18 protein-coding genes are annotated in these 22,167 nt (G+C 71.4%); 8 read left to right on the forward strand and 10 right to left on the reverse strand.

The features are described from left to right. Positions 1-52 precede the first annotated feature (52 nt). The 4 genes from WME97_RS28010 to WME97_RS28025 are packed head-to-tail and all read right to left on the reverse strand — an operon-like array spanning position 53 to position 4,840. A complete protein-coding gene (locus WME97_RS28010) occupies positions 53-1,717 on the reverse strand; it encodes an MFS transporter (protein ID WP_437541762.1) in 1,665 nt (554 codons plus the stop codon). After that, a complete protein-coding gene (locus tag WME97_RS28015; protein WP_437541764.1) occupies positions 1,714-2,487 on the reverse strand; it encodes an SDR family NAD(P)-dependent oxidoreductase in 774 nt (257 codons plus the stop codon). Before WME97_RS28015 ends, WME97_RS28010 begins: the two co-directional genes overlap by 4 nt. Further along, a complete protein-coding gene (locus WME97_RS28020; protein WP_437541766.1) occupies positions 2,484-3,602 on the reverse strand; it encodes a hypothetical protein in 1,119 nt (372 codons plus the stop codon). Before WME97_RS28020 ends, WME97_RS28015 begins: the two co-directional genes overlap by 4 nt. After that, positions 3,599-4,840: an enolase C-terminal domain-like protein gene (locus WME97_RS28025; protein ID WP_437541768.1), complete on the reverse strand. Its 1,242-nt coding sequence runs from the start codon at positions 4,838-4,840 to the stop codon at positions 3,599-3,601. Before WME97_RS28025 ends, WME97_RS28020 begins: the two co-directional genes overlap by 4 nt. 737 nt (positions 4,841-5,577) lie before the next feature. On the opposite strand from WME97_RS28025, the gene WME97_RS28030 reads away from it, so the two are divergent. Then, positions 5,578-6,438 (forward strand): PAS domain-containing protein, encoded by an 861-nt coding sequence (locus WME97_RS28030; RefSeq protein ID WP_437541770.1) that lies wholly within the window; start codon positions 5,578-5,580, stop codon positions 6,436-6,438. A gap of 69 nt (positions 6,439-6,507) precedes the next feature. Here the strand turns inward: WME97_RS28030 and WME97_RS28035 are convergent, their stop codons facing one another. Beyond that, positions 6,508-7,119: an antibiotic biosynthesis monooxygenase family protein gene (locus WME97_RS28035; protein ID WP_437541771.1), complete on the reverse strand. Its 612-nt coding sequence runs from the start codon at positions 7,117-7,119 to the stop codon at positions 6,508-6,510. Positions 7,120-7,175: 56 nt separating this feature from the next. Continuing rightward, a complete protein-coding gene (locus WME97_RS28040; protein ID WP_437541773.1) occupies positions 7,176-7,616 on the reverse strand; it encodes a hypothetical protein in 441 nt (146 codons plus the stop codon). Positions 7,617-7,869: 253 nt separating this feature from the next. Between WME97_RS28040 and WME97_RS28045 the strand changes: the two genes are divergently transcribed. The 3 genes from WME97_RS28045 to WME97_RS28055 all read left to right on the forward strand — a co-directional run bounded on the left by WME97_RS28045 (position 7,870) and on the right by WME97_RS28055 (position 12,033). After that, the gene (locus WME97_RS28045) at positions 7,870-8,406 is read left to right on the forward strand and encodes a GNAT family N-acetyltransferase (RefSeq protein ID WP_437541775.1); all 537 of its coding nucleotides are present in this window, start codon (positions 7,870-7,872) and stop codon (positions 8,404-8,406) included. A gap of 109 nt (positions 8,407-8,515) precedes the next feature. After that, positions 8,516-9,202 carry a GNAT family N-acetyltransferase gene (locus WME97_RS28050; protein ID WP_437541777.1) on the forward strand — a complete coding sequence of 229 codons (687 nt, stop codon included), beginning with the start codon at positions 8,516-8,518 and terminating at the stop codon, positions 9,200-9,202. A gap of 131 nt (positions 9,203-9,333) precedes the next feature. Next, the gene (locus tag WME97_RS28055) at positions 9,334-12,033 is read left to right on the forward strand and encodes a protein kinase domain-containing protein (protein ID WP_437541779.1); all 2,700 of its coding nucleotides are present in this window, start codon (positions 9,334-9,336) and stop codon (positions 12,031-12,033) included. A 24-nt stretch (positions 12,034-12,057) separates the two neighbouring features. Here the strand turns inward: WME97_RS28055 and WME97_RS28060 are convergent, their stop codons facing one another. The 4 genes from WME97_RS28060 to WME97_RS28075 are packed head-to-tail and all read right to left on the reverse strand — an operon-like array spanning position 12,058 to position 15,984. Next, positions 12,058-12,810 (reverse strand): response regulator, encoded by a 753-nt coding sequence (locus WME97_RS28060; protein WP_437541782.1) that lies wholly within the window; start codon positions 12,808-12,810, stop codon positions 12,058-12,060. A 14-nt stretch (positions 12,811-12,824) separates the two neighbouring features. After that, complete coding sequence (locus WME97_RS28065) at positions 12,825-14,360, reverse strand: sensor histidine kinase (protein WP_437541784.1); 1,536 nt, start codon at positions 14,358-14,360, stop codon at positions 12,825-12,827. Beyond that, positions 14,357-15,256, reverse strand: a complete 900-nt coding sequence (locus WME97_RS28070; RefSeq protein WP_437541787.1) for a hypothetical protein — start codon at positions 15,254-15,256, stop codon at positions 14,357-14,359. The genes WME97_RS28065 and WME97_RS28070 overlap by 4 nt, the downstream gene beginning before the upstream one ends. Next, complete coding sequence (locus WME97_RS28075; RefSeq protein ID WP_437541789.1) at positions 15,253-15,984, reverse strand: sensor histidine kinase; 732 nt, start codon at positions 15,982-15,984, stop codon at positions 15,253-15,255. Before WME97_RS28075 ends, WME97_RS28070 begins: the two co-directional genes overlap by 4 nt. Before the next feature lie 941 nt (positions 15,985-16,925). Between WME97_RS28075 and WME97_RS28080 the strand changes: the two genes are divergently transcribed. From WME97_RS28080 to WME97_RS28095, 4 genes are all read left to right on the forward strand, one after another. Continuing rightward, entirely contained in the window at positions 16,926-18,008 is a 1,083-nt protein-coding gene (locus tag WME97_RS28080; protein WP_437541791.1) for a GDSL-type esterase/lipase family protein, read from the forward strand. A gap of 644 nt (positions 18,009-18,652) precedes the next feature. Beyond that, on the forward strand, positions 18,653-19,474 hold the full coding sequence (locus WME97_RS28085; protein ID WP_437541792.1) for a hypothetical protein: 822 nt from the start codon (positions 18,653-18,655) through the stop codon (positions 19,472-19,474). A gap of 224 nt (positions 19,475-19,698) precedes the next feature. Beyond that, positions 19,699-20,397 carry a response regulator transcription factor gene (locus WME97_RS28090; RefSeq protein WP_437541795.1) on the forward strand — a complete coding sequence of 233 codons (699 nt, stop codon included), beginning with the start codon at positions 19,699-19,701 and terminating at the stop codon, positions 20,395-20,397. 43 nt (positions 20,398-20,440) lie between these two features. Next, positions 20,441-21,895, forward strand: a complete 1,455-nt coding sequence (locus WME97_RS28095; RefSeq protein WP_437541797.1) for a HAMP domain-containing sensor histidine kinase — start codon at positions 20,441-20,443, stop codon at positions 21,893-21,895. Positions 21,896-22,167 lie beyond the last annotated feature (272 nt).

Consider the following 22,167-nt stretch of genomic DNA (forward strand, 5'->3'; position numbering starts at 1 on the left):
CAAGGGGCCGCCGCCATCGCGGAGAGGCGATGCGGCGGGCCGATGGCGGTGATTACCGATCGCCTCCTGGCGCGCGGGACGACTCGACCTCCGCGGCGGACGGGCCTGTGTAGCCCTTGGCGGCGGCGCCCTTCCCCTCGACGATGGGTCGCCCATCGCGGTCGAACTTGACGAGCTCCGCCTTGGTCCCCGCGGCCGTCGGCCAGAGGTACCAGCGCGCGTCCATCCAGCCCACGTGGGCGGCGGGGCCCTCGACCGGCGCGCCCGTCGCTTTCAGCTGGGCCGGCCGCGTCGCCCGGTACTGGTCGACCGAGGTGTACGCAGGACGGTTGAGGGCGAATTGCAGCCCCGCGATGCTGGCGAGCATCACCAGGCCGCCGGCGACGATCGCCGCGTTCGGCACGCGCCGCTTCGGCGCGACCGGCTCGACGCGCGGCAGGATGAGGTGCAGCGCGAGCAGGCCGACGAGGTACAGCGTCCCCGCGAGCAGGAACGGCAGGGCGTACGAGCCCGTGGCCGTGAGCGCCCAGCCGACGAAGATCTGGAAGAGCGCCCCGCCGACGACGCCGAACGCGGTCATGACGCCGACCACCGTGGCCATCGCGGGGCGCGGGAGGGCATCCGAGACGAGCGTGTAGAGGTTGCTGCTCCAGCCCTGGTGCGCTGCCGCGGCGAGCGACAGGATCGCGACCGCGACGTAGATCGTGGGGATGCCCGCGACGCTCGGGACATCGACGAGGAGCCCGACGGACATGACGGGCACCGCGGAGAGCGCACACGCGAGCATCGCGAGCTTCCGCGCCGTGCCGACCGAGCGGCCGCTCGCGATGAGCCTGGAGGACAGCCATCCGCCGCCGATCGCGCCGCCGTCCGCCACGAGGAACACGACCGGGATGGCGTAGGCCATGAAGGTCGGCTTCAGGTTGAACTCGCTGACAAGGAACTTCGGTAGCCAGGTGAGGTAGAACCACCACGGCGCGTCGGTGAAGAACTTCGCCGCCGCGACCGCGTAGACGGGCCGCATCCCGAACACCTCGCCGACGCCGAGGGACTCAGTCGCCTCCTTCGGGTCGGAGCGGATGTGCGCGAGCTCCTCGGGCGACACCTTCGGGTGCTCCTCGGGCCGCCGGTAGAGGCGCGTCCAGAAGAAGATCCACACGACGCCGACGCCGCCCAGGATGAGGAAGCAGGTCCGCCATCCGTACGCCTCCGCGATGCGCACCGCCAGGAGCGGGGCCAGGATGGCGCCGACGTTCGAGCCGCAGTTGAACAGCCCGGTCGCGAGCGCCCTCTCCTTCTTGGGGAACCACTCGGCCACGGTGCGGACGGCGGCCGGGAAGTTGCCGGCCTCGCCGACCCCGAGCAGGAAGCGGATCCCGGCGAAGCCGGCGAAGCTGCCGACGATGGCGTGGCCGGCCGAGGCGATGTTCCAGAGCAGGAACGTCGCGCTGAGCCCCTTGCGCGGCCCGACGCGGTCGATCCAGCGACCGACGAACACCATGCCGAAGCCGTAGGAGAGCAGGAAGCTCACGTTGATGAGCGCGAGGTCCGTCGGCCCGAGGCGCAGCTCGTTCTCGAAGAACGGGATCAGCAGGGAGAACAGCTGCCGATCGAGGTAGTTGATCGTCGTCGCGAAGAAGAGGAGCGCGCAGATGGTCCAGCGCGTGCGGGACATGACGCCGGCGGTCGCCGGGGCCACGGGAGACGCTGCGGTCATTGGTTCACCCCGGAGGCGAGGAATCCACCATCGACTGTGATGCTCGTACCGGTGATGAAGCTCACCGCGTCAGAGCAGAGAAAGAGGGCCGCTCCGACCAGCTCCTGCGTGTCGCCGAAGCGGCCGAGGGGCGTGCGAGCGAGCAGCTCCTGCCCGCGCGGCGTGCCGTTGAGCAGGGCGCGGTTGAGGTCCGTCACGAACACGCCCGGCACGAGCGCGTTCGTCCGGATACCGTGCTTCGCCCACTCGGCGCCGAGGCTCCGCGTGAGCGCCAGCACCGCCGCCTTCGACGCCCCGTAGGCCGCGACCTCGTGGAACGCGACGAAGCTCGACAGCGAGGCGATGTTGACGATGCGGCCCCGGCCGCTGTCCTTCAACGGGCCATGGAAGGCCTGGCAGGCGCGCAGCATGCCGGTGACGTTCGTGTCGAGCAGGCTGCCCCACTCGGCCTCTCCGACCTCGGCGGTGGGCTTCCGGAAGGTCCGACCGGCGCAGTTGACGAGGATGTCGACGCCGCCGAACGCCTCGAGCACGCGGTCGCGCAGGGCGTCGAGCGTCGCGCGATCGCCGACGTCGCACGCCGCCTCGATCGAGCGGACGCCCCGCTCGCGGATCTCGGCGGCGACCGCCTGCACGCGGTCCGCGCGGGTGCCCGTGGCGACGGTGTGGGCGCCCGCCTCGGCGAGGCCGAGGGCGATCGCGCGCCCGATACCGGAGGTGCCACCGACCACGACGGCCGTGCGGCCCGAGATGTCGAAACGATTCGTCATGCTCCCAGCCAGTCCTTCGCGATGCCCCCGAGGAGCGCCTGCGCGTCGCGCTCGATCTGCGCGTCGGTCGGTGGGACGGGCATCGCCCCGTAGCGCCGGGTCAGCGCTGAAGCGATCGACCGCCGCGAGTGGCGCCACTTGTAGATCAGCTGATCGAGGACGCGCGCGTCGGAGTGCTGCGGCACGAAGGTCGGCCCGAGCATCTCCAGGCGCATCATCGTCGTCTCCTCGATGAGGCTCGGGTTGTTCATGAACCACCAGCAGCCGAACGGCAGGACGTTGGCGAACTTGCGCGCCACGACGCAGAGAGGGTGCGTGTTCTCGCGCGCGAGCGTCGTGACGAGGAAGCGCACGTCGGGGTTCTCCGCGGCGAGCCGCTCGAGCGGGGTCAGGTCGACCGTGCTCACCCCGTCGCCGGCCACGCCGAGGCGGGGGTTCACCGCGCGCCGGACGCCGATCATCATGGCGAACGGCAGCCCGTGATCGCGGCACGCGTCCAGCACCGCCCGGGGCGGCGCCGAGACCTCGTTGACCGAGATCGCCAGGTAGCGCGGCCGCATGCGGGCGATCCACCGCTCGAGCTCGGGCGCGAGATCGCTTGTGTGGATGAGCCGATCGAGGCGCAGCGCCGTGTAGAACCGAGGATCGGGAGAGACGCCCGAGTCCCAGATCGCGCGCTCCACCGGGTCGGTCGGATCGTTCGTCATCGCGAGCGCGCTCACGCCCGAGAGCCGCAGCACGTCCTCGAGGTGATCCTCGACCCGGCGCTCGGCGAAGAAAGCGCGGGCCTCGCGAAGATCCGGCGCGGCGGGGTCGAGCCCGAACGCGGCGAGCACCGTCGCGACGCCCGCCGTGGCCTCGGACAGCGGCGATCGGCGGACGAAGAGCGACGCCCACACGAGATCGGCCTGCGCCTTCTTGTCGAGCGCGAAGAACGCCTCGGGCGTGACCTTCGGCTCGGCGCGCAGGGCCTCGGCGACGAGGTAATGGTACGTGAGGAGCTCGTCGACGCCCCAGAGGTTCAGCGCGGGGAACTGGGGCGCGAAGAGGTGGGTGTGAAGATCGATGATGGGCGCGGCGTCGACGGCCGCGGCCACGCGCTCGGCGAGGGTCATCTCGGCACCTCGGGGATTCGGTCGTCCTTCGGATCGGCCCAGCGGTCGTTCGGCACGGTCGCGCACCAGGCCGGCCGCAGCGGGTCCTTGTCGTATGGATAAGAGCCCAGCCGGCGGTACTCCTCGGCGTAGTGAGCGAGCTTCTCGCGATCGAGGCGGACGCCCAGGCCGGGACCGGCGGGGACGCGGATACGGCCATTCCGGTACGGGAGCGGGCCTCCCTGGATCACGTCGTCGCGCAGGTGGTGATAGTGCGCGTCAGCGGCGAACGAGAGGTTCGGGATGACGGCGCCGAGGTGCAGCATCGTCGCGAGCTGCACGCCGAGCTCGCCCGAGGAGTGGACGGCGACGCCGAGGCCGAACGTCTCGCAGATCCCCGCCGCCTTCACGCACGGCCGGATGCCGCCCCAGAACGTCGTGTCGAGAAGGATGACGTCCACCGCCGTGTCGAGGACGTTCGCGGCGAGCTGCTCGAAGCCCACGACCACGGTGTTCGTCGCGAGCGGCATCCGCACCTTCTCGCGGGTGCGCCGCATCGCGTGGAGGCCGAAGACGGGGTCCTCGAGGTAGTCGTTGTTCAGGTCCTCGATCGCCTGCCCGAAGCGGATTCCCTGCTCCGTCGACCAGACCGCGTTCGGATCGAAGCGGACGCGATCCTTGCCCACGGCGGCGGCGACCGCGCGGTAACACTCGAGCTCGTAGTCCGGGTGGAACACGCCGCCCTTGAGCTTGTGCGAGGTGAACCCGTGCGTCTTCTTCAGCGCCTTCGCCTGCTCGACGAGCTGCGTTGGCGTCCGCACCTCGCCTGACCCGTCGGCGTTCGCGTAGCGGAAGAAGAGGTAGGACGCGAACGGCACCTCGTCCTGCAGCTTGCCGCCGAGGAGATCGTGGACCGGCACGCCGAAGGCCTGTCCGAGCAGGTCGAGGCACGCGAACTCCAGCGCGGCGAGGACCTGGGTGCGGTTGTTATAAAGAGAGGCCGTCGGGTTCGCGATCTTGAACCGCATCTCCTCGAGGCGGGCGGGATCGTGGCCGACGAGGTAGCCCTTCATCGCCCGGAACACGGCCTCGGCAGACTCGCCGCCGCCGCCCATCTCACCGAGGCCGATCAGCCCGTTATCCGCCTCGATCTCGACGATCGTGCGCACGAAGCGGCCCCAGTGACAGCCGTTGGCGTGACGCAGGGGCGCTTCTAGCGGCACGGTGACGGTGGTGGCGCGGATGTCGACGATTTTCATGCGGGACGGGACTCCAGGGGCCCCCAGCGGTCCAATGTGCCTCGACAAGGCATCCCAGCGGGCAGCGACATCTGCCTCGGCGCGCCGGGCTCGATCTTCTTCATGCAGAATGCGGGGAATGAATCGGTGAGGGGGTGAGTTCTCTATGTGCAGGCCTTGCCTGCGGGGAGGCCTGCCGTACGGCCCCGATGAATTCCCGGACGGTGCCCGAGTGATCACGCCTCGCGGTCGAATCTGGACGGAGAGCTCGATCTCGTCGACGACGCCGCAGGGGACCCCCGGGAGGGCGCGCCGAGGTCGCTGCCGCGCCGCGCTGTCACGCCGGAGCCACGCCGGGGTTCTTTTCTCGGTTCTCGCCGGTGAAGCGCGGGAGGTGGGCGCGGAGGTCGCCGCCCCCTCCGGCTTGCTGCCGGCGAGGAGACCCGCGAGAGGACGCCGGCAGGGTCGCCCCTCGGCCGCGCGACGAGCGCAGAAGCAGACGAGGCAGACGAGGCAGACGAGGCAGACGAGGCAGACGAGGCAGACGAAGTAAAATCGAGTTCGCGCGCCTCCCGTCGAACCCTCGCTTCATCATGTAGCGGCAGTTAGCAAGGCGAGGCACACTCAGGCGCTCCCTGAAGCAGGGCGCACGTCTCCGGGTCTCCGCGGTGATCCGCCGCATTTCTGCCCTTGCATGGCCATCCACGATGGCTGATAAAGGGAGACTGGTCGGGGTCGGGGGAGATGGGATTGGCTGAATGGCGTTCACACTCCGCTGCATCGACGTCTCGGACTGGAAGACCTTCGGGCTGCTCCAGCTCGTGATCGACACCATCCCGGATCCCATCTTCGTCAAGGATCGGCAACATCGCTGGATCGCCTGCAACCCGGGCTTCTGCAGGTTGATCGGGCAGCGCTACGACGATCTGATCGGCCGCAGCGACCCGGACTACTGGCCGAAGGAGCAGGCCGAGGTCTTCTGGAGCTACGACGACGCCGTCTTCAACTCGGGTGAGCCGAGCGAGAACGAGGAGAGCGCCACGGGCTCGGACGGGGTGGCGCGCACGATCTGGACCCGCAAGTTCCCCATGAAGAACGCGCAGGGGGAGGTGGTCGGCCTGTGCGGGCTCATCACGGACATCACCGACCTGAAGCAGCGGCACATGGAGGCCGAGCGGATGGCGGCCGAGAACCGGGAGCAGCGCGCCATCATCCAGATGCAGGCCGAGCTGCTCGATCGGGTGGCCATGCCGGTCATCCAGGTCTGGGAGGGGATCCTGCTCATCCCGCTGGTCGGCGAGATGAGCGATCGGCGCGCGGCCCAGGCGCTGGAGAGCCTGCTCGCGGCCATCGGGCAGCGGCGCGCGGAGTTCGTGATCCTCGACATCACCGGCGTGCCGGTGATCGACTCCGCCGTGGCGCGCCACCTGGTGCGCGCCGTGCAGGCGGCAGAGCTGCTCGGCTGCCGGAGCGTGATGGTGGGCATCGGCCCGGAGATCGCCAGGACGCTCGTAGGGCTGGGCATCGACTTCGGCCGGATCACCACGCAAGGCACGCTCCAGAGCGGGCTCGCCTACGCGATGAGCCGCCTCAGCACGCAGCGCGCGGCCGCCCGCTGAGCCCGGGGGCACGCCCCGCCAGCGCAGGCGTCGCCGGCGCACCCAGGGCGAGGCCGCCGCCGCGCCGGCTCATGGCGCCGGAGCGTCGAGCGCCCGGATGCGACGGACCGAGTCGGCCAGCGTGATGCCATCGGCCTCGGCCGTCTCCCAGTGGGTGACGACATAGGTGGGCTCGAGCAGCTCGTTCGCGGCGTCGATCCCCGCGAGGTGGGCCGGGCTCATGACGAACTCGTACATCGCGTCGGTCGAGGCCCACACGGCCAGCGTGCGCCCGGAGCCGCAGGACGGCGACGTGCCCAGCTGGAGGGCCAGGAGGCCGGGCTGCGACGCGAGCTGCGCCTGGATCGCCCCGAAGATCGGCACGTATCGCTCCATCACGGCGTCGCCCGGCCGTGGGACCCCGTACGTCGCGCTGACCGTGTACGACGACCCCTCCGGAGGCGGCCGGAGCTTCCCGGTCTCCGGATCGACGCCGGGCCCGCTCAGCGGCTCTGCCTCCAGATCGGCTTCGAGCACGCCCCCCGTGCACTCGGCGAGGGGAACGTCGGTGGTCTTCCCGCCGGAATCGGAGCTGCACCCCGCCAGGATCGCGCCGAGCGCCGCGATGACGGCGGCGGCGAGCGCGCCCGAGGATCGCGCGATCGTCGCGCTCGGCATCTGGTCGAATCCACGAGTCGTCATGGTCATGGTCCTCTCTGCTCTGTCCGTTGCCGGAGGCTCTGTCCGTTGTCGGGGGCTCAGTCAGCGCGCGAGACGATCCCGAAGACGAGGTCCGGGAACGTCCGCGCGAGGCGGCGTGAGTGGAAATTCGCCTTGCGACCCATGCTCCGCACCTGCACCGGGGTGCCGGGCGGCGGCGCGTCGCCGACGGTGACAGCCCATGTGAGGCTCTCGCCGGTGCGCACGGCGACATAGGTGTACGAGCCGGCCGGGAGTCGCTCCTCGACAAGGCCGGCGATGGGCGCGCGGTCGGCGGCGTCGCGGGAGAGCTGGCCGAGCGGGTTCCCGGCCGCCGCGTCGAGCGGCCCGGCGGCCACAGAGGGCCTGTCGAGCCGCCACGCGAGCACGACGAAGAGCGCCGCGAAGACCGTGAGGCCGAGGAGCGGCTTCACGAGCCGGCGCCGGGCGGATCGCGGCGCGGACCTCCGCGCCGCGCGGGCCGAGGAGACGAGCGTCATCTGGGGCTCCTTGCGAGCACGCCTCGGGCCTCCCTCCGCGGGGGCGCCGCTGCGTGACTGGATGGACCTCAGTTCCCTGACGCTCGCGGAACGTTCAATCGACGCCGCTCTTTCGTCCGCGGCGGCCCGAGCCGCCGCGGCGTGCGGCGCGCGGCGCGCGGCGTCGACGCCCCCCGGGGTCGCCCTCCCCCGGAGCCCCGTCGCGCCCCGAGGTTGCGGGGGCGCCCGTGGCTGCCTAGCCTGCGCAGCCCCGATGACATCAACGTTCATCCGACCTGCCGTCGAGTCCGACCTGCCTCACCTGCCCGAGATCGAGCGCTCGGCGAGCGACGCGTTCCGGGGGACGGACCTCGACGTCGAGGCCCTGGCGAACGTGACGCCGGCGGAGGGCTGGCGCGGCGCGCTCCGGGCCGGGACGCTCTGGGTAATGGACGACGGCGCCGGCGAGCCGATCGCGTTCCTGGGCGCCGAGACGGCCGGCGAGGAGCTCCACATCCGCGAGATCGACGTCGTCCTCGACCGCCAGGGGCAAGGGCTGGGGCGACGCCTGCTCGCCCACGTCATCGCGTGGGCGCGGGCCGCGAGGCTGAAGGCGCTGACCCTGACCACCTTCCGGACCGTCCCCTGGAATGGGCCGTTCTACGCCTCCATGGGCTTCCGCGAGCTGTCGCCGGCCGAGGCGTCCCCGCGGCTCGCGCAGATCCTCGAGAACGAGGCGCGCCAGGGCCTCGATCCGGCGCAGCGCTGCGCCATGCGGCTCGACCTCGATCCCGGCGACAGCGCTTCGTAACGGCTCCTGTCCAACGCGGTCCACGCCGCGATCGGGCCTTCGAACGGACTGAGCGCCTCCGCGAACAGCCCTCTTGGGTGGAGCGAGCCGCCATGATAGGGCTCGATCCATGAGCACCGCGTGGGACTGGGTCGTTCCGATTCGACAGAAGCACTTCGGCGAGCCGCTCGCAGGCCTCTACCCGCTCGAGCGCCTCGCCGACGGCGAGGCCTACTGGGCGCTGCACAAAGCCGAGCTGCTCCGCCATTTCCCGCCCGAGGTCTTCTTCAACCTCCAGGCGCTGTCCGGCGAGGAGGGGGAGCGCGCCCGGGCCCGCCTCACGGCGTCCGAGGGAGCCGACCGCCTCGCAGACTTCTGGGCGGTACGCGACGGCGAGGCGGTCGTGGCCATGTTCTCGGGCCACCAGCGGGACGCGGAGACCTACCGGATGTGGCACTCGGTCATTCACCCCGACTACCGCCGGCGCGGCCTGTACCGGGAGTTCCTCCGCCGGGTCCTCGCGTACACGCGAGAGCTCGGCTTCGACTACGTGGTCAGCGAGCACGCCCCTGGCAACAACGCGGTGCTCATCGCCAAGCTGAAAGCAGGGTTCCGCATCGTCGCCATGGATATCGACGCCGCCACGGGCCCCGGCCTGAACCTCAGGTACTTCCACAACGAGGCGCACCTCAGGGTCTATGAGTACCGCTGCGGCCTGGCCACGCTCGACGAGCGCCTCCTCGCGGCCGGCACCGGCGCGATGCCGCTCCTGCTGGAGCAGCTCCGGCGCGGATCGGGCGCCGACCCGACAACCTAACGCATCGAGACAACCCAGCCTCCCGACAGACCGGCCGAGCCCGCCATCGCGCCCCGCGCAGGTGCCACGGCACATTCGCACCGTTCGTCCGCCTTGCCTCACGCTCCAATGAGAGTGCATCCTTCACGCGCATGCTGCCTGGCAGGCTGCTGGACGGCCGCTTCGAGCTGGCGGAGATCGCCGGATCCGGAGGCATGGGCACCGTTTACCGGGCCTTCGATCGCTCGAGCGGGACGGTGGTCGCCGTCAAGCTGCTGCGCAAGGCGGCGGACGCGCGCGCGCAGGCGCGCTTTCTCCGCGAGGCAGAGACGCTCTCCCGGCTGGAGCACCCCCACATCGTGCGCTACGCGACGCACGGCATGGCGCCGACGGGGGAGCTGTACCTCGCGATGGAGTGGCTCTCCGGCGAGAGCCTCTCGGATCGGCTGGCGCGGCAGGAGCTGCGCATCGACGAGTCGATCGCCCTCGTGAGGACGGTGGCAGACGCGCTCGGCGCGGCGCACGCGCGCGGGATCGTCCACCGCGACATCAAGCCCAGCAACCTCTTCCTGGTCGAAGGCGCGCTCGATCGGGTCAAGCTCCTCGACTTCGGCATCGCGCAGCTGGAGGACGCCTCGAAGCGGCTGACGCGGACGGAGGCGGTGCTGGGCACGCTGGGCTACATGGCGCCGGAGCAGGCGCGGGGCGAGCGGGACAGCCTGGACGCGCGCGCGGACATCTTCTCGCTCGGATGCGTGCTCTACGAGTGCCTCACCGGGAAGCCGGCGTTCCGCAAGCAACACCCGATGGCGCTCGTGTGGAAGCTGCTCCTGGAGGAGCCGCCGAGGGCGAGAGAGCTGCGGCCCGACGTGCCCCACGCGCTCGACGAGCTCGTCGCACAGATGCTGGCCAAGGATCCCTCGGCGCGGCCGGAGGACGGCGCGGCCGTGGCGCGCACCCTGGACACGCTCGGCGCCTGGACGAGGAGCAAGGTGTCCTCGGCCCCCCTTCCCGGCGCGGTCATCACCACGGGCGAGAAGCGCCTGGTCTCGATGGTGGCGGTCCGGCCGGCGCAAGCCTCGTTCTTCGAGTCGACAGAGTCGCTCGATCTGCACGCGTCACCGCCGAACACGCTCGCCGTGGTGCGCCGCGCGGCCATGCCGCTGAGCGCGCAGGTGGAGGAGCTCGGCGACGGGATGGTGGTGACGCTCGTGGTGAGCGCGGGCGGCGCGACCGACCAGGCGGCGCTCGTGGCGCGCTGCGCGCTCGAGATCTGCGCGCAGCTCCCCGGCGCGGCGGTCGTGCTGGTGACGGGGTGGGGCGAGCCGGCGGGTCGATCGCCGCTCAGCGAGGTGCTGGACAGGGCGGCCGCCCTGCTGGACGAGGCCGCCGCGCCCGGCCGCGCGGAGAGCCGGCGCGAGGGGGTCCACATCGACGCGGTGACGCGCGCCCTGCTCGACGTGCGCTTCGAGGTCGTGGAGCGGGGCGGGCTCTCCTGGCTCAAGGCCGAGCGCGAGATCGGCGAGGGGCCGCGCAAGCTCCTGGGCAAGCCGAGCCCCCACGTCGGGCGCGAGCGGGAGCTGCGCCACCTGCTCGACCTCGTCGACGAGAGCTTCGCCGAGCGGCGCGCCGCGGTGGCGCTGGTGACCGCCGCGGCGGGCATGGGCAAGTCGCGCCTGCGCCACGAGGCCGTCGAGGTGCTGCGCCAGCGCCACCCCGACGTGAGCCTGAGCGTCGCCCGCGGCGACTCCATCGGCACGGGCGCCGCGTTCGCGATGCTCGCCGGATCGCTGCGGGCCGCGCTCGGGATCGCCGCGGGCGAGGCCGTCGACGCGCGGCGACGGAAGCTCGCGCAGGCCCTCGCGCCGCTCTTCTCGGGCGAGGAAGGGCTCCGGGTGGGCGGGTTCCTTGGCGAGCTGCTCGGCGTCGCTGCCCTCCCCGACGAGGACCTGCCGGCGCTGCGGGCCGCGCGGCACAATCCGGCGCTGATGGCCGAGGGGATCCAGCGCGCGTACATCGACTACGCGCGCGCCGTGACGGCCGCGCGCCCCGTGCTCGTCGTGCTCGAGGATCTCCACTGGGGGGACGCGCCCTCGATGGGGATCTTCGACCGGGCGCTGCGGGAGCTCGGCGACCGGCCGTACGCGGTGCTCGCCTTCGCCCGGCCCGAGGTTCACGCGGTCTTCCCGAGGCTCTGGGCCGACCGGGGCCTCTCGGAGCTCCGGTTGCGCGAGCTGCCTGCCCGCGCGGCCGAGCAGCTCGTGCGGAGCGCGCTCGGCGGCGCGGGCAGGCAGCTCGCGCCCGGGGAGATCTCCGCGCTCGTCCAGCGGGCCGGGGGCAATGCCTTCTATCTCGAAGAGCTCATCCGCGCCCTTTCGGAAGGGCGCGGCGGCGCGCTGCCGGAGACGGTGCTGGGCATGGCGGAGGCGCGCCTCGCGGCGCTCGGGCCCGAGGCGCGGCGGCAGCTGCGGGCGGCGAGCGTCTTCGGGGAGGTCGCCTGGGTGGGCGGCGTGCGCGCGTTGCTCGGCGCCGGGACGTCGGGGACGAGCGAGCGCGACGCGTGGGACGAGCTGGTCGAGCGCGAGATCATCGAGCGCCGGCCGAGCTCCCGGTTCGCGGGCGAGGAGGAGATCGCCTTCTGCCACCCGCTCTTGCGGGAGGGGGCCTACGCGATGCTGACGGATCGCGACCGGGCGCTCGGCCACCGGCTCGCCGGCCAGTGGCTGCTCGAGGCCGGCGAGCAGGATCCGATGGTGCTGGCCGACCACTTCGCGCGGGGCGACGACCCCGCGCGCGCCGCGGAGCAGCACCTGCGCGCGGCCGAGCTGGCCAGCTGGCCGAGCGCTACCTGAGCCGACGCCGGCGCGACGTCGCCGTCATCCCTGCGCCGCGTCCCCGCGCGCGCGGGCGATCGTGTGGATGAGCTCGCGCGCGTCGAACGGCTTGTGCAGGCACGCGTACCCGCCCTTGGTCATGATCGCGCTGACCATCTCCGGGACCGCGTGGCCGGTCATGGCGATCACCGTGACGCGCTTCTTCAGCCCCCGCATCTGCGCGCACGTCGTCACGCCGTCCTGATCGGGCATGACGAGATCGAGCACGCAGACGTCGATGCCCCGCTCGACGACGTACTGGACGGCGGCCCGCCCATCGTGGACGGAGTGAGCCGACAGCCCCGCGGCCCGGAGCACCGCCACGATCGAGTCGGCGACCTTCGGGATGTCGTCCACCACGAGGACGGCGGGCGAGTCCACCGCGCGTGCGACGATGCGCGCAAGGTGGTCCATCGAGAACGGCTTGTGGATCACCGTGTACACCCCCTCGGCGATCGCCTCCTCGATGAGCCGCTCGATCGCGAACGCGGTCATCAGCACGACGGTGAGCTCCGGCTGGATCCTCTTGAGCTCCCGGAACGTCTCGACGCCGTTGAGCCCGGGCATGCGGATGTCGCTGATGACCAGCGTGAACGCCTGCTGCCGGACGAGCTCGAGCGCGTGGATGCCGTCTTTCGCCTCCACCACCTCGTAGCCCTCGAGCTCGAGGCTGGCGGCGAGCGTGATGCGCATGCCCTCCTCGTCGTCGATCACGAGCACCCGCTTGCCCCGCTGCGCGGCCTCCTGCACCTGCATGGCTTGCCCCCCCGTCATACGCCCTGAGTTCCGGTCGGCGTCAGCGCTGGCTCGGCGGCCTCGGGCTCCTCGCGCACCGGCAGCCGCACGACGAAGGTCGTGCCGTTGCCGAGCGAGCTCGTCGCCTCGATCGTGCCGCCGTGCCGCTCCACGATCCCGGCGCTGATCGCCAGGCCGAGGCCCGTCCCCTTCAGCTTGGTGCTGAACAGCGGCTCGAAGATCCGCGCGAGCGTCTCCTCGGAGATGCCCGTCCCGTCGTCGGCGACCGAGAGCGTCACCCCGTCGCCCGTCCGCTCCGCGGCGATGCGCACGCGCCCCTCGCGCTCGGCCGGGATCGCCTCGGCCGCGTTCTGGATCAGGTTCACGAGCACCTGCCGGAACTGGTCCTTGTCGATCTCCACGATGGGGAGCGTGTCCGGTACGTCGTTGTCGACGCGCACGCGCGGCGGGATCTCGACGACCGAGATGGCGTCGTCCACGAGGGGCCTCAGCGCGCACGCCGCGAAGCGCGGCCGCCGCTCGCGCGCGAAGTCGAGCAGGTTGCCGATGATCTTGGCGCACGCGGCGAGCTCCTTCTCGATGATCGAGAGGAACTGCGCCACGCGGGGCTCCGCGCCGAGCTCGGTCCCTGCGATGCGCTTCTTGAGGTAATGGTTCGCGTTCCGGACGGCGCCCAGCGGGTTCCTCAGGTCGTGCCCGACGCTCGCCGCGAGCTGCCCCACCGCCGCGAGCTTCTCCATGCGCATCCTGGCCTCCTGGGCGTCGCGGAGGCTGGAGGCCATCTCGTTGAACGCCGCGCTCATGCGGCCGAACTCGTGCTCATCGAGCACCGAGAGGCGCAGCCCGAGATCCCCCTGGGCGATCCGCCGGGAGCCGTCGAGCAGCGCGTTGAAGCCGCGGTCCACCGAGCGGAGGAGCCGCCCGAGCAGCACGACGAGGACGAGCAGCGCGCCGCCGGTCGCCACCGCGCCGAGCAACGCCACCCGCGCCCGGAGGTGGCGCTCGTCGTCGAGGATCCTGGCCACGTCGCGCTCCGCGTCGTACACGGCCGCGCCGAGGTGCGGGAGGAACCCCGCCTTGTACTCGCGGTCGGAGAGCCGCACGAACATCTCGTGTCGCTCGTTCGTGCGCTCGCGCTCGACGTGGGTCGTGGCCGCCACGCCCTCGACGATCCGCGCAAAGCTCTCTCGCATGAAGCCGATGTGCCCGAGCTCCTCCGTCGATTCCTCGTCGCTCTCCCTGATCTCCTCGTCGGCGATCATCGCCCTCTTGCGCGCCTCGATGGCGTCGAGATCGCGCGCCGTGGCCTCGGCCGCGCTCGTGAGCTCCTCGCTGACGCTGCCGTGGAGCACCGACTTGACCGCCTCGTTCATGTAGCGGCTGGCGTGGCTGGCGAGGGTGACGTGCAGCTTCAGGTCCTCGTAGGACGTCTCGGCGCGCCGCTGAAAGACGAGCATCTCCGCGATGGCGAAGTAGAAGGCGCCGCCGGCGACGAGGACCGCCGCGAGCGCGACGCCGAAGATGGCGGCCAGTGTGGCTCGAATGCTCATGGGGAGCGGCTCCTGCTTGCGTGCTTCACGTGGTCGTCGCCGTCGCCCGCGAGCTCGAACTCCCTCGTGACGAGGAGCATGAGCCCGGCGTCGGGCGCCTCCCCCGCGAGGCCGAGCTCGAGCGCGGCGCCGAGCTCCAGGCCGGGCGCCGGGTGCCAGAGCACGCCGGGCGCGAGGAGCAGCGACGTCGTGTCTTCGATCTCGGCGGCAAGCTCGATGGTCGGCACCACGTCGCCGAGCGGCAGGATCAAGCCCAGCGAGGCGCCGGGGCTGAGCTCCGCGGCGTCGCTCCCGGCGGCCGGGAGCCGGATCTCGGCCGACGCGGAGATGCCCACGTGCACGCGCCCGATCGCCTTGTCGAGGCTCACGAACGGCTCCAGCGCGTAACCCGGCGCGCCGAGCTCGCGCGCGCCGGCGGGGAGCCCGGCCCCGAGCCCCGCGGACAGCACGAGCCCGAGCCCCCGCTCGTTGACGAGGTTGTACAGGGCCTCCAGCTCGACAGAGCCGAGCCCGGCCACGACGCCGCTGTCCTGGCGCGCGAGCTCCAGGGGAAGCTCTCCCCCGAGCTGCAGGCGATCGGTGATCCCGAGCTCCAGCAGCAGCGGGATGCGGAAGCCGACCTGGCGCCCGTCGCGTTCCCACCTCGGCGCGCTCGTGATCTGCAGCTCGAGCGCCTCCTGCGGAAAGGCCGTCTCGCCAAGGAACAGCTCCTCGATCGGCGGCCGCGCCGTTTCGTCCTCTGCCTCCGTCCGCTCCAGCTCCGCGGGCGCGGCCGCCGTCGACGCGACAAGGAGCGAGACCAGCGAGGCCCGGGGGCGCGCCCGCCGCGCGGAGGGCCCGGCCGCTGGCTCCCGGGCCGCCGGCGCGCGCCCTGCGGGCGGACCGCCCACGCTCACGGCGCCGGCTCCGATCCGGCGTCGCGGAGCACCGGCGCGGCGGCGAGCGGCAGCGCGATGACGACCGACGAGCCGTGCGCCCGAGGCTCGACGGCGAGCGACCCGCTGTAGCGACGGGCGACCCGCCTCGCGATGTTCAGCCCCAGGCCGGAGTGCCCCGGCTTGGTCGTGTAGAACGGCCGCAGGATCGCCTCGCTGTTCGCCTCGCCGGGGACAGCCGCCGCGTCCGTGACCTCGATGCAGTACCGCGCGGCGCTCGAGGTGCCCCGAACCGTGACCACGCCGTCCCCCGGCGTCGACTCCACGGCGCTCTCGATCAGGCACCGCACCGCGACGGCGAGCTCGATCGGGTCCGCCTCGACGTCGCCGTCCTGAGCCGAGAGGACGATGCGGGCCCCGGACGCGCCGATGCGCGCGCACGCCGCCGCGCGGCGCACGCAGCCCGCCGCGCTCACGCACACGCTCCTGCGGGTGAAGAGCCTCGCGGCGTCGACCGACTCCTCGAGCCGCGCGCTCGCCGCGACCACCTCCTCGTCGATGATCCCGAAGAACTCCTCGATCCTCGGATCCGCCGTGTAGGCCGCGTCGCGCGCGACCTTCCGCTTGATGTAGAACGACGCATTCCGGACGATCGCAAAGCGGTTGCGCAGGTCGTGACGCAGCACGGACAGGATCTCGTCCGCGACCGCGGCCTGCTCCGCCGCACCCAGGGGATCCCAGCTGTTCATGCCGATCCTCGCTCCTCGCCCCTCGCGCGCGGCGCGGCTCTCCCGTCGCCGCGAGCGAGGAGCACTCGAACCCTTCTCTGCACCATCGCGCCGACGCCGCCGTCGTCTCGACCGTGGGAGAGCCTGGAATGAGCTCTTAAAGACACTGACACAAGCGCCGTCCCCCTGGGGCCATCGCGCGCCCGAGCCTCGCGCCGCTGCCTCGCGGGCGCACAGGAACACGCCTGGCTGATCCGTGCCATTGGTCACGTCTGCACGTCTGCACGTCTGCACGTCTGGTGCGACGCCACCCCTCAATCAGCGTCACCCTTGATAAACATACGTGACAAAGTTTGTGTCAGTCAACGGCATAATAATGCCCTTCACAGCACATCTCCGTTCAACGGATTTCCGTCCACCTTCCGCCCTCATGCTCCTTGCACTGCCCTGCCCTGCCCTGCATCACCGTGATTGCCTCGGTCGCCAAGCCAGCTGGCCAATCCGTCGCCGGACATCGCCGTGTGTCGTGAACGAACCGCCGCGCGTCTCCTCTCCACGAGCGTGGCGTCGGTGCGCTAGGCGGACAGGCGGGCGCGCTCGCGCCGGCGCTCGCGTCGACCTCGATTCTGCCACCGCTTCAGATTTGCGATGGGTGTGCACCGGAGCGCGCCCCGGCACGCAGATCCGAAAAAAAACGCCTGTCCGTGATTGGTTGGGAGCCGTTCCCGACACAGTGACGCGAGCCGTGCTCGCCCCCCGTCATCCCCGCCGCTCGCCTCGCCGGCGTTGCCTTGCCGCTCGCGGCGTGCCCCGCGCCCGCAGCGGCGCGCGCCCGTCGTGCCGCCGGCCTGGCACCTCGACGAGCGTGCCCTGGCGGCCTGCGGGACCGGGAGGCGAAGGGCCAGCGCCATCCGGCGTGGATCGGCTGATGCTCGTGTCGTGACTGGAGGAAAGGCATGTTCATGGACTGGAACGTTCGATCGGCCGTGCGCGCGCGCGGCCGGATGCTTGCCCGGGTGTGCTGTCTCGCGCTGCTCACCGCCGCCTGCTCCCCTGATCCGGAGGCGGCCCCGGGCGGCGCCGGCGGAGGCGGGGGGACGGGCGGCGCCGGCGGGAGCTCGCAACCGGAAGGGAGCAGCTCGAGCGCGAGCGCGGGCAGCACCGCGATCTCGGCCGGCTCCACGGGCGGCGCGGGGGCCGGGGGCGACGCGCCCGCCGGCTCGGGAGGCTCGGCGGGATCTGCAGGTGGGCCGAGCGGCAGCGGCGGCGCGGGCGACGGCGGCGCGGGCGGCGCGGGCGGCGCGGGGCCGCTGCAGGACATCACGATCTGGATCGCGGGGGACTCCACGGTCGCCAACGGACAGACCCCCTGCCCGGCGGGCTGGGGCGGCCAGCTCGCGGCGCTCTTCGACGACCGGGTCACCGTGGTGAACAGCGCCGTCGGCGGCCGCAGCGTGCGCACGTGGCTCTACAACGTGCAGACCACCATGGATAGCGCGGGCGAGTGCGAGCTCGCGCGCGACGCGAGCGGCGAGCCCGTGCTGCAGGCCAGGTGGGTCCAGATGCTCGACGGCATGAAGCGGGGCGATTATCTGTTCATCCAGTTCGGCATCAACGACGGCTCGCGCACGTGCGATCGGCACGTGGGGCTCGACGCCTTCAAGTCGAGCTACGGGATGATGGCCCGCGCCGCGGAGGAGCGAGGCGCCCAGCCCGTGTTCGTGACCCCCGTGAGCGCGATCTCCTGCAACGGGAGCACGGCCCGGGGGACGCGCGGCGGCTACGTGACCGCGACCCACGAGGCGGGCAAGGAGTACGGCGTGCCGGTCATCGACCTGCACGAGCTCAGCATTGCGCTCTACAACTCCCTGGGCTTCTGCCCGGTCCCCGGGGGCGACGTGAGCGCGACGACAAGCGGCCCCGTCGGCGAGTTCTTCTGCGATGATCACACGCACTTCTCGCGCTCCGGCGCGGAGCAGATGGCGAAGGTCATGGCCGGCGCCGTCCGCGATCAGAAGCTCGGCCTGGCCGCGTACCTCGAGTGATCCGCGCCGGCGCGCGCCGGCCAGAGCCGCGCCGCCCTCGCGGCGCGGGCCCTCGGAACCTGACAGATCCCCTCATCTTGTTGGCACTTCAGCGAAAAAGAAATTGAACAGGGAGGCGGGGAGACGGGGAGATTGGTGGGATTCTACTCCCCGCCTCCTCGCCTCCCTGTGAATTTTCCCGAAGTATTCGACGGGATGGTTCAGCCTGTGTACCGCCGGAAGTAAAGGCTGCTACGGGCGTTTGGAGCCCTGCGGGAGCTTGGCGCCGCTCGCTCAGGTCGTGAAGTCGTTTGCCGGTACGCGCGTCGAAGACGCTGGCGACGGAGTCTACGCCGTAGGTCGCGACGATCGCACCGTCGGCGCTCACGGTCGCGAAGGAGAACTTCCTCGTCGCCTTCTCTCCGAGCTTCCACGAGAGGCGCCGAAGACCTGTCGGATCATCGAACCGAATCCTATTCGGCTCCGTTGCCTTTCAGCGCTCCATCGGTCGTCATTCTCGGACGTGCGAGCCGGCCCGCGCACATGGGGTGACCATCGGGTCTCGACAGGCGTCGATGTCGCGGCCGAGCCCACCGCGATCGAGGACCAAGCGGCATTCGGGCGACCTGCTACCGGTCCGGCCGCGGATCGAGTACTTGATCTCGGTGACGCGCCATCTGCTCGGCCTCTCCGCGTTGATCTCCGGTCTTGTCCTCGCCGGATGCAATGCGATCTCGGGTATCGGCAGCCTGACCTTCGACGGCGTGGGCGCGAGCGGAGGAGGCGGCGGCGCGCCTGGCGACGGGGGTGGCGGCTCGGGCGGCGACGGCGGTGAGGCCGGCGGCGGGGGTGAGGCCGGCGGCGGCGGTGAGGCCGGCGGCACGGGCGGCGGCGGCGAGTGCGACGGGGAGCCGTGCCCGGCGCCGACAGGCGTCGACCTCGTGGAGCAGACCTTCACCGAGCTGCGCGGCAGCCCCGGTACGGCCACCCCTGCCATGGACCGGTGCCCGGAGAGCCAGGTGCTCCTCGGGTTTCGAGGGTCCCTGGGACCGCTGGGGGATTCGCTCATCCATGCCAAGATCCAGGCCCAGTGCGGCCACCTGGAGCTCACGGGAGACGGCCCGTACACCATCACCATGATGCCCGGCGACGTGACCCCTTTCCAGGGCAGCGAGGGCACCGAGCCCTGGGAGATGGTGTGCCCGGAGAACGAGGTGGTGGTGGGCTTCAGCGGTTCGTCTGGCAGGTACCTCGATCTCCTCTTCATTGCTTGTGCGCCGCTCCTCGTGACGGGACCTCCCGGCGATCTCCGCGTCGAGCTCGGCGCCGTCACGTGGCCGGACGGCGTGGGCGGCGACGGCGGCGGCGAGTTCCCGGACACCTTCTGCGGTGCAGACCAGGTCGCGAACCTCGTTCAGACCGTCGTCGAGGGCGGAGCCATCGGCGCCTTCGGCCTGGGCTGCACGACGCCCTCGCTCACGTACTGACCCGCCCGCGCTTGCGCCGGGGGCGCCCTCGCTGCGGTGCGTGCTCGCCCGCCGCGCGCTCGCCCGGCGATGCCTCACCTATGACGGGCTGCAGGTGGACGCGGCGCGATGCGGTCGCGTCCCGCGCGCGCCCTCAGCGACCAGGACGCTGTGCTAACCTCGGGCCCCCTCGTCCGGCCCGCCGCGATGACGAGATTCAGGCCCTCGCGAGACTTGTGATACCCATGAAAAGGCTTCTTCTCATCGAGGACGACGCCGCGCTCGTCGACGTGCTCTCGCTCGCGTTCGAGGACGCCGGGCACGCGGTCCTCCGGGCGCACGACGGTGTCGACGGGCTCCGCCGCGTCGAGCGCGACGTGCCGGATCTCGTGATCAGCGACGTGAACATGCCACGCCTCGACGGCTTCAGCCTCTGCCGTCGCCTGCGCGAGGCCAAGAACCTCGTTCCGATCGTCCTGCTCACGTCGCGCGACGCCGAGATCGACCAGGCGCTCGGCCTGGAACTCGGAGCAGACGACTACGTGGTCAAGCCCTTCAGCACCCGGGTGCTCCTCGCGCGCGTCAACGCTCTCCTCCGGCGGCAGGAGATCCGCGCGGGCTCGCCGAACGCACGCCGCGTCGTGGCAGTCGGAGCGCTCGATCTCGACCCGGAGCGGCTAGAAGCGCGTTACCGCGGCGCGCCGATCACCGTCACGCTCACCGAGTTTCGGCTCCTCGAGGCACTTGCGGCACGGCCAGGCGTGGTCTTCTCGCGTGATCGGCTTCTCGATCTTGCGCGCGGCGACGACTCCACCGTCGACGTACGCCTCGTCGACACCTACGTCCGGCGCCTGCGCCGCAAGCTCGAGGCGATAGACCCGGCGTTCGAGCGCATCGAGACCGTGATCGGCGCGGGCTATCGCTGGAGGGACCCTGGTGCTTAGCAGGGGTTCGCTACGCCGTCAGGCTTACGCCGGGATCCTGACGGTGTTGGCGCTGCCCGTCGCCGCGCTCTTCGTCGCTTCAAGAATCCTCGACGGTACGGATGAGACGATCCGCCGGAACCAGGAGCGCGCCCAGCGTGGCGCCGAGACTGCCCGGGCCGTCGTGGAAACGGATGACCGGGACTGGAGCGCGCTTCGCGCCGCGGTCGACGCGGCATCCCTTCACAACCAGGTGCGCGTTCGGGTGATCGACGCTGACGGCCGCGTGATCGTGGACTGCGATCATGAGCCCGCCACCTCGCTCCGGGACCGGATCGGCGAGCTCTTCTGGGGCCCCGAAGGTCCGCCGACCCTGCGCACCTACGAAGAGGCAGCGCTGCCGCTTCCAGAGCGTCCCGAGATCCGTCGTGCGCTCGCGGATGGCCGCGACGATGGCTGCGTTCGCACGATCAACGGCACGTTGCTCGTCTGCCATACGGCGATCCGGACGGCTGGGCCAGGAGGCTCGCGGGTAGTGGTCTCGCAAAAAAGCGCGCGATTGGCCTTCCTCGCGCTCTACGACGTGCGCTATCCGGTGCTCAAGTATACTTTATACATGCTGCTGGTCGGCCTCCTCGTTGCGACTTGGCTCGTCCGGCGCATGGTCGCGCCGCTCCACGAGCTGCGGCACCAGGTGCTCTCACGCGCCCGCACGCCGCTGTCGGGCGAGGTCATCGATCTGCGCGGGCCGGTGGAGATCGCTGATGTCGCCGGTGCTTTCAACACGCTCCTCGCTGCCATCGCCGAACGAAATCGCCGCAATCACGACTTCATGACAGACCTCGTGCACGAGCTCAAGAGCCCGGTCGCCGTCGTGCTCACGGCCGCGGACGCGATGCGCGAGGGGCCGCTCGCCGCGTCGCGAGCGGAGCGCCTGGGCCGTGCGCTGCTCGAGAGTGGCCGCAGACTGGACGCGCTCGTGACTCAGTTCCTTGATCTCGCGCGCGCCGAGGCGGGCCTGCCCAACGAGGAGCGTGCCGAGATCGACGTCGCGGAGCTCCTCCGTGGGATGGTCGATGCCATGCGCATCGACGAGCGGCACTCCGGTCTCCGCTTCGAGGTTGACGCTGCCCCCGCCAGGGTCCTGGGTATTGCTGGGCGGATCGAGGTCGCGCTCCGCAATCTGCTCGACAACGCGGTATCCTTCGCCGGCGAGGGGGGCGCCGTGGTGACCCGGGTGCGCGCCGTCGAGGGCGCGTGCGAGATCAAGGTGAGCGACACGGGGCCGGGGATCGCGCCCGAGAACGTGCACCGGATCTTCGACCGGTTCTTCACCGACCGGCCTGGCGGCCGGGGTACCGGCCTCGGCCTCGCGCTCACGAAGGCCATCGTCGAGGCGCACGGGGGATCCATCGCCGTCGTCTCGCCACCGGGGCAGGGAGCGATGTTCACCATCCGCCTCCCGCTGGTTTCACACGGCGTACACACCCAGCTCGTCGACGTTTCACGCCGCGTCTAGGGTACGTTCAACTCGGTCGCGCAACCTCTCCTGCGTCGAAGAGGTCGCGACATAGCTTGATCGCTCACCGAGGGCGAGGCTCCCCCCGGCCACGCCACGCCAGGGGATGGCTGTCACGCGCGCACGCGCGGCCATCGATATCGGACGGATAACTTCGTGGTCTGTGCTCCTGACCGGTACGCGTCGGCCAGGGCGCTGGTCCAGTCGTCGCGGGCGTGCCTCGTGCGCACCTCGAGCGGCAAGATCGACGTCATGCGTATGCCGGACGCGCG

Origin of the sequence: Sorangium sp. So ce367 (genome assembly GCF_051520455.1) — a bacterium.
GTDB lineage: Bacteria > Myxococcota_A > Polyangia > Polyangiales > Polyangiaceae > Sorangium > Sorangium cellulosum_B.

Excerpts from the sequence above, each read along its gene's own strand:
- WME97_RS28080 (WP_437541791.1), top strand. The coding sequence starts at position 16,926 with ATGGACTGGAACGTTCGATCGGCCGTGCGCGCGCGCGGCCGGATGCTT.
- WME97_RS28065 (WP_437541784.1), bottom strand. The coding sequence starts at position 14,360 with ATGAGCATTCGAGCCACACTGGCCGCCATCTTCGGCGTCGCGCTCGCG.
- WME97_RS28050 (WP_437541777.1), top strand. The coding sequence starts at position 8,516 with ATGAGCACCGCGTGGGACTGGGTCGTTCCGATTCGACAGAAGCACTTC.
- WME97_RS28025 (WP_437541768.1), bottom strand. The coding sequence starts at position 4,840 with ATGAAAATCGTCGACATCCGCGCCACCACCGTCACCGTGCCGCTAGAA.
- WME97_RS28015 (WP_437541764.1), bottom strand. The coding sequence starts at position 2,487 with ATGACGAATCGTTTCGACATCTCGGGCCGCACGGCCGTCGTGGTCGGT.
- WME97_RS28020 (WP_437541766.1), bottom strand. The coding sequence starts at position 3,602 with ATGACCCTCGCCGAGCGCGTGGCCGCGGCCGTCGACGCCGCGCCCATC.
- WME97_RS28040 (WP_437541773.1), bottom strand. The coding sequence starts at position 7,616 with ATGACGCTCGTCTCCTCGGCCCGCGCGGCGCGGAGGTCCGCGCCGCGA.
- WME97_RS28060 (WP_437541782.1), bottom strand. The coding sequence starts at position 12,810 with ATGCAGGTGCAGGAGGCCGCGCAGCGGGGCAAGCGGGTGCTCGTGATC.
- WME97_RS28035 (WP_437541771.1), bottom strand. The coding sequence starts at position 7,119 with ATGACGACTCGTGGATTCGACCAGATGCCGAGCGCGACGATCGCGCGA.
- WME97_RS28030 (WP_437541770.1), top strand. The coding sequence starts at position 5,578 with ATGGCGTTCACACTCCGCTGCATCGACGTCTCGGACTGGAAGACCTTC.
- WME97_RS28045 (WP_437541775.1), top strand. The coding sequence starts at position 7,870 with ATGACATCAACGTTCATCCGACCTGCCGTCGAGTCCGACCTGCCTCAC.
- WME97_RS28055 (WP_437541779.1), top strand. The coding sequence starts at position 9,334 with ATGCTGCCTGGCAGGCTGCTGGACGGCCGCTTCGAGCTGGCGGAGATC.
- WME97_RS28090 (WP_437541795.1), top strand. The coding sequence starts at position 19,699 with ATGAAAAGGCTTCTTCTCATCGAGGACGACGCCGCGCTCGTCGACGTG.
- WME97_RS28075 (WP_437541789.1), bottom strand. The coding sequence starts at position 15,984 with ATGAACAGCTGGGATCCCCTGGGTGCGGCGGAGCAGGCCGCGGTCGCG.
- WME97_RS28010 (WP_437541762.1), bottom strand. The coding sequence starts at position 1,717 with ATGACCGCAGCGTCTCCCGTGGCCCCGGCGACCGCCGGCGTCATGTCC.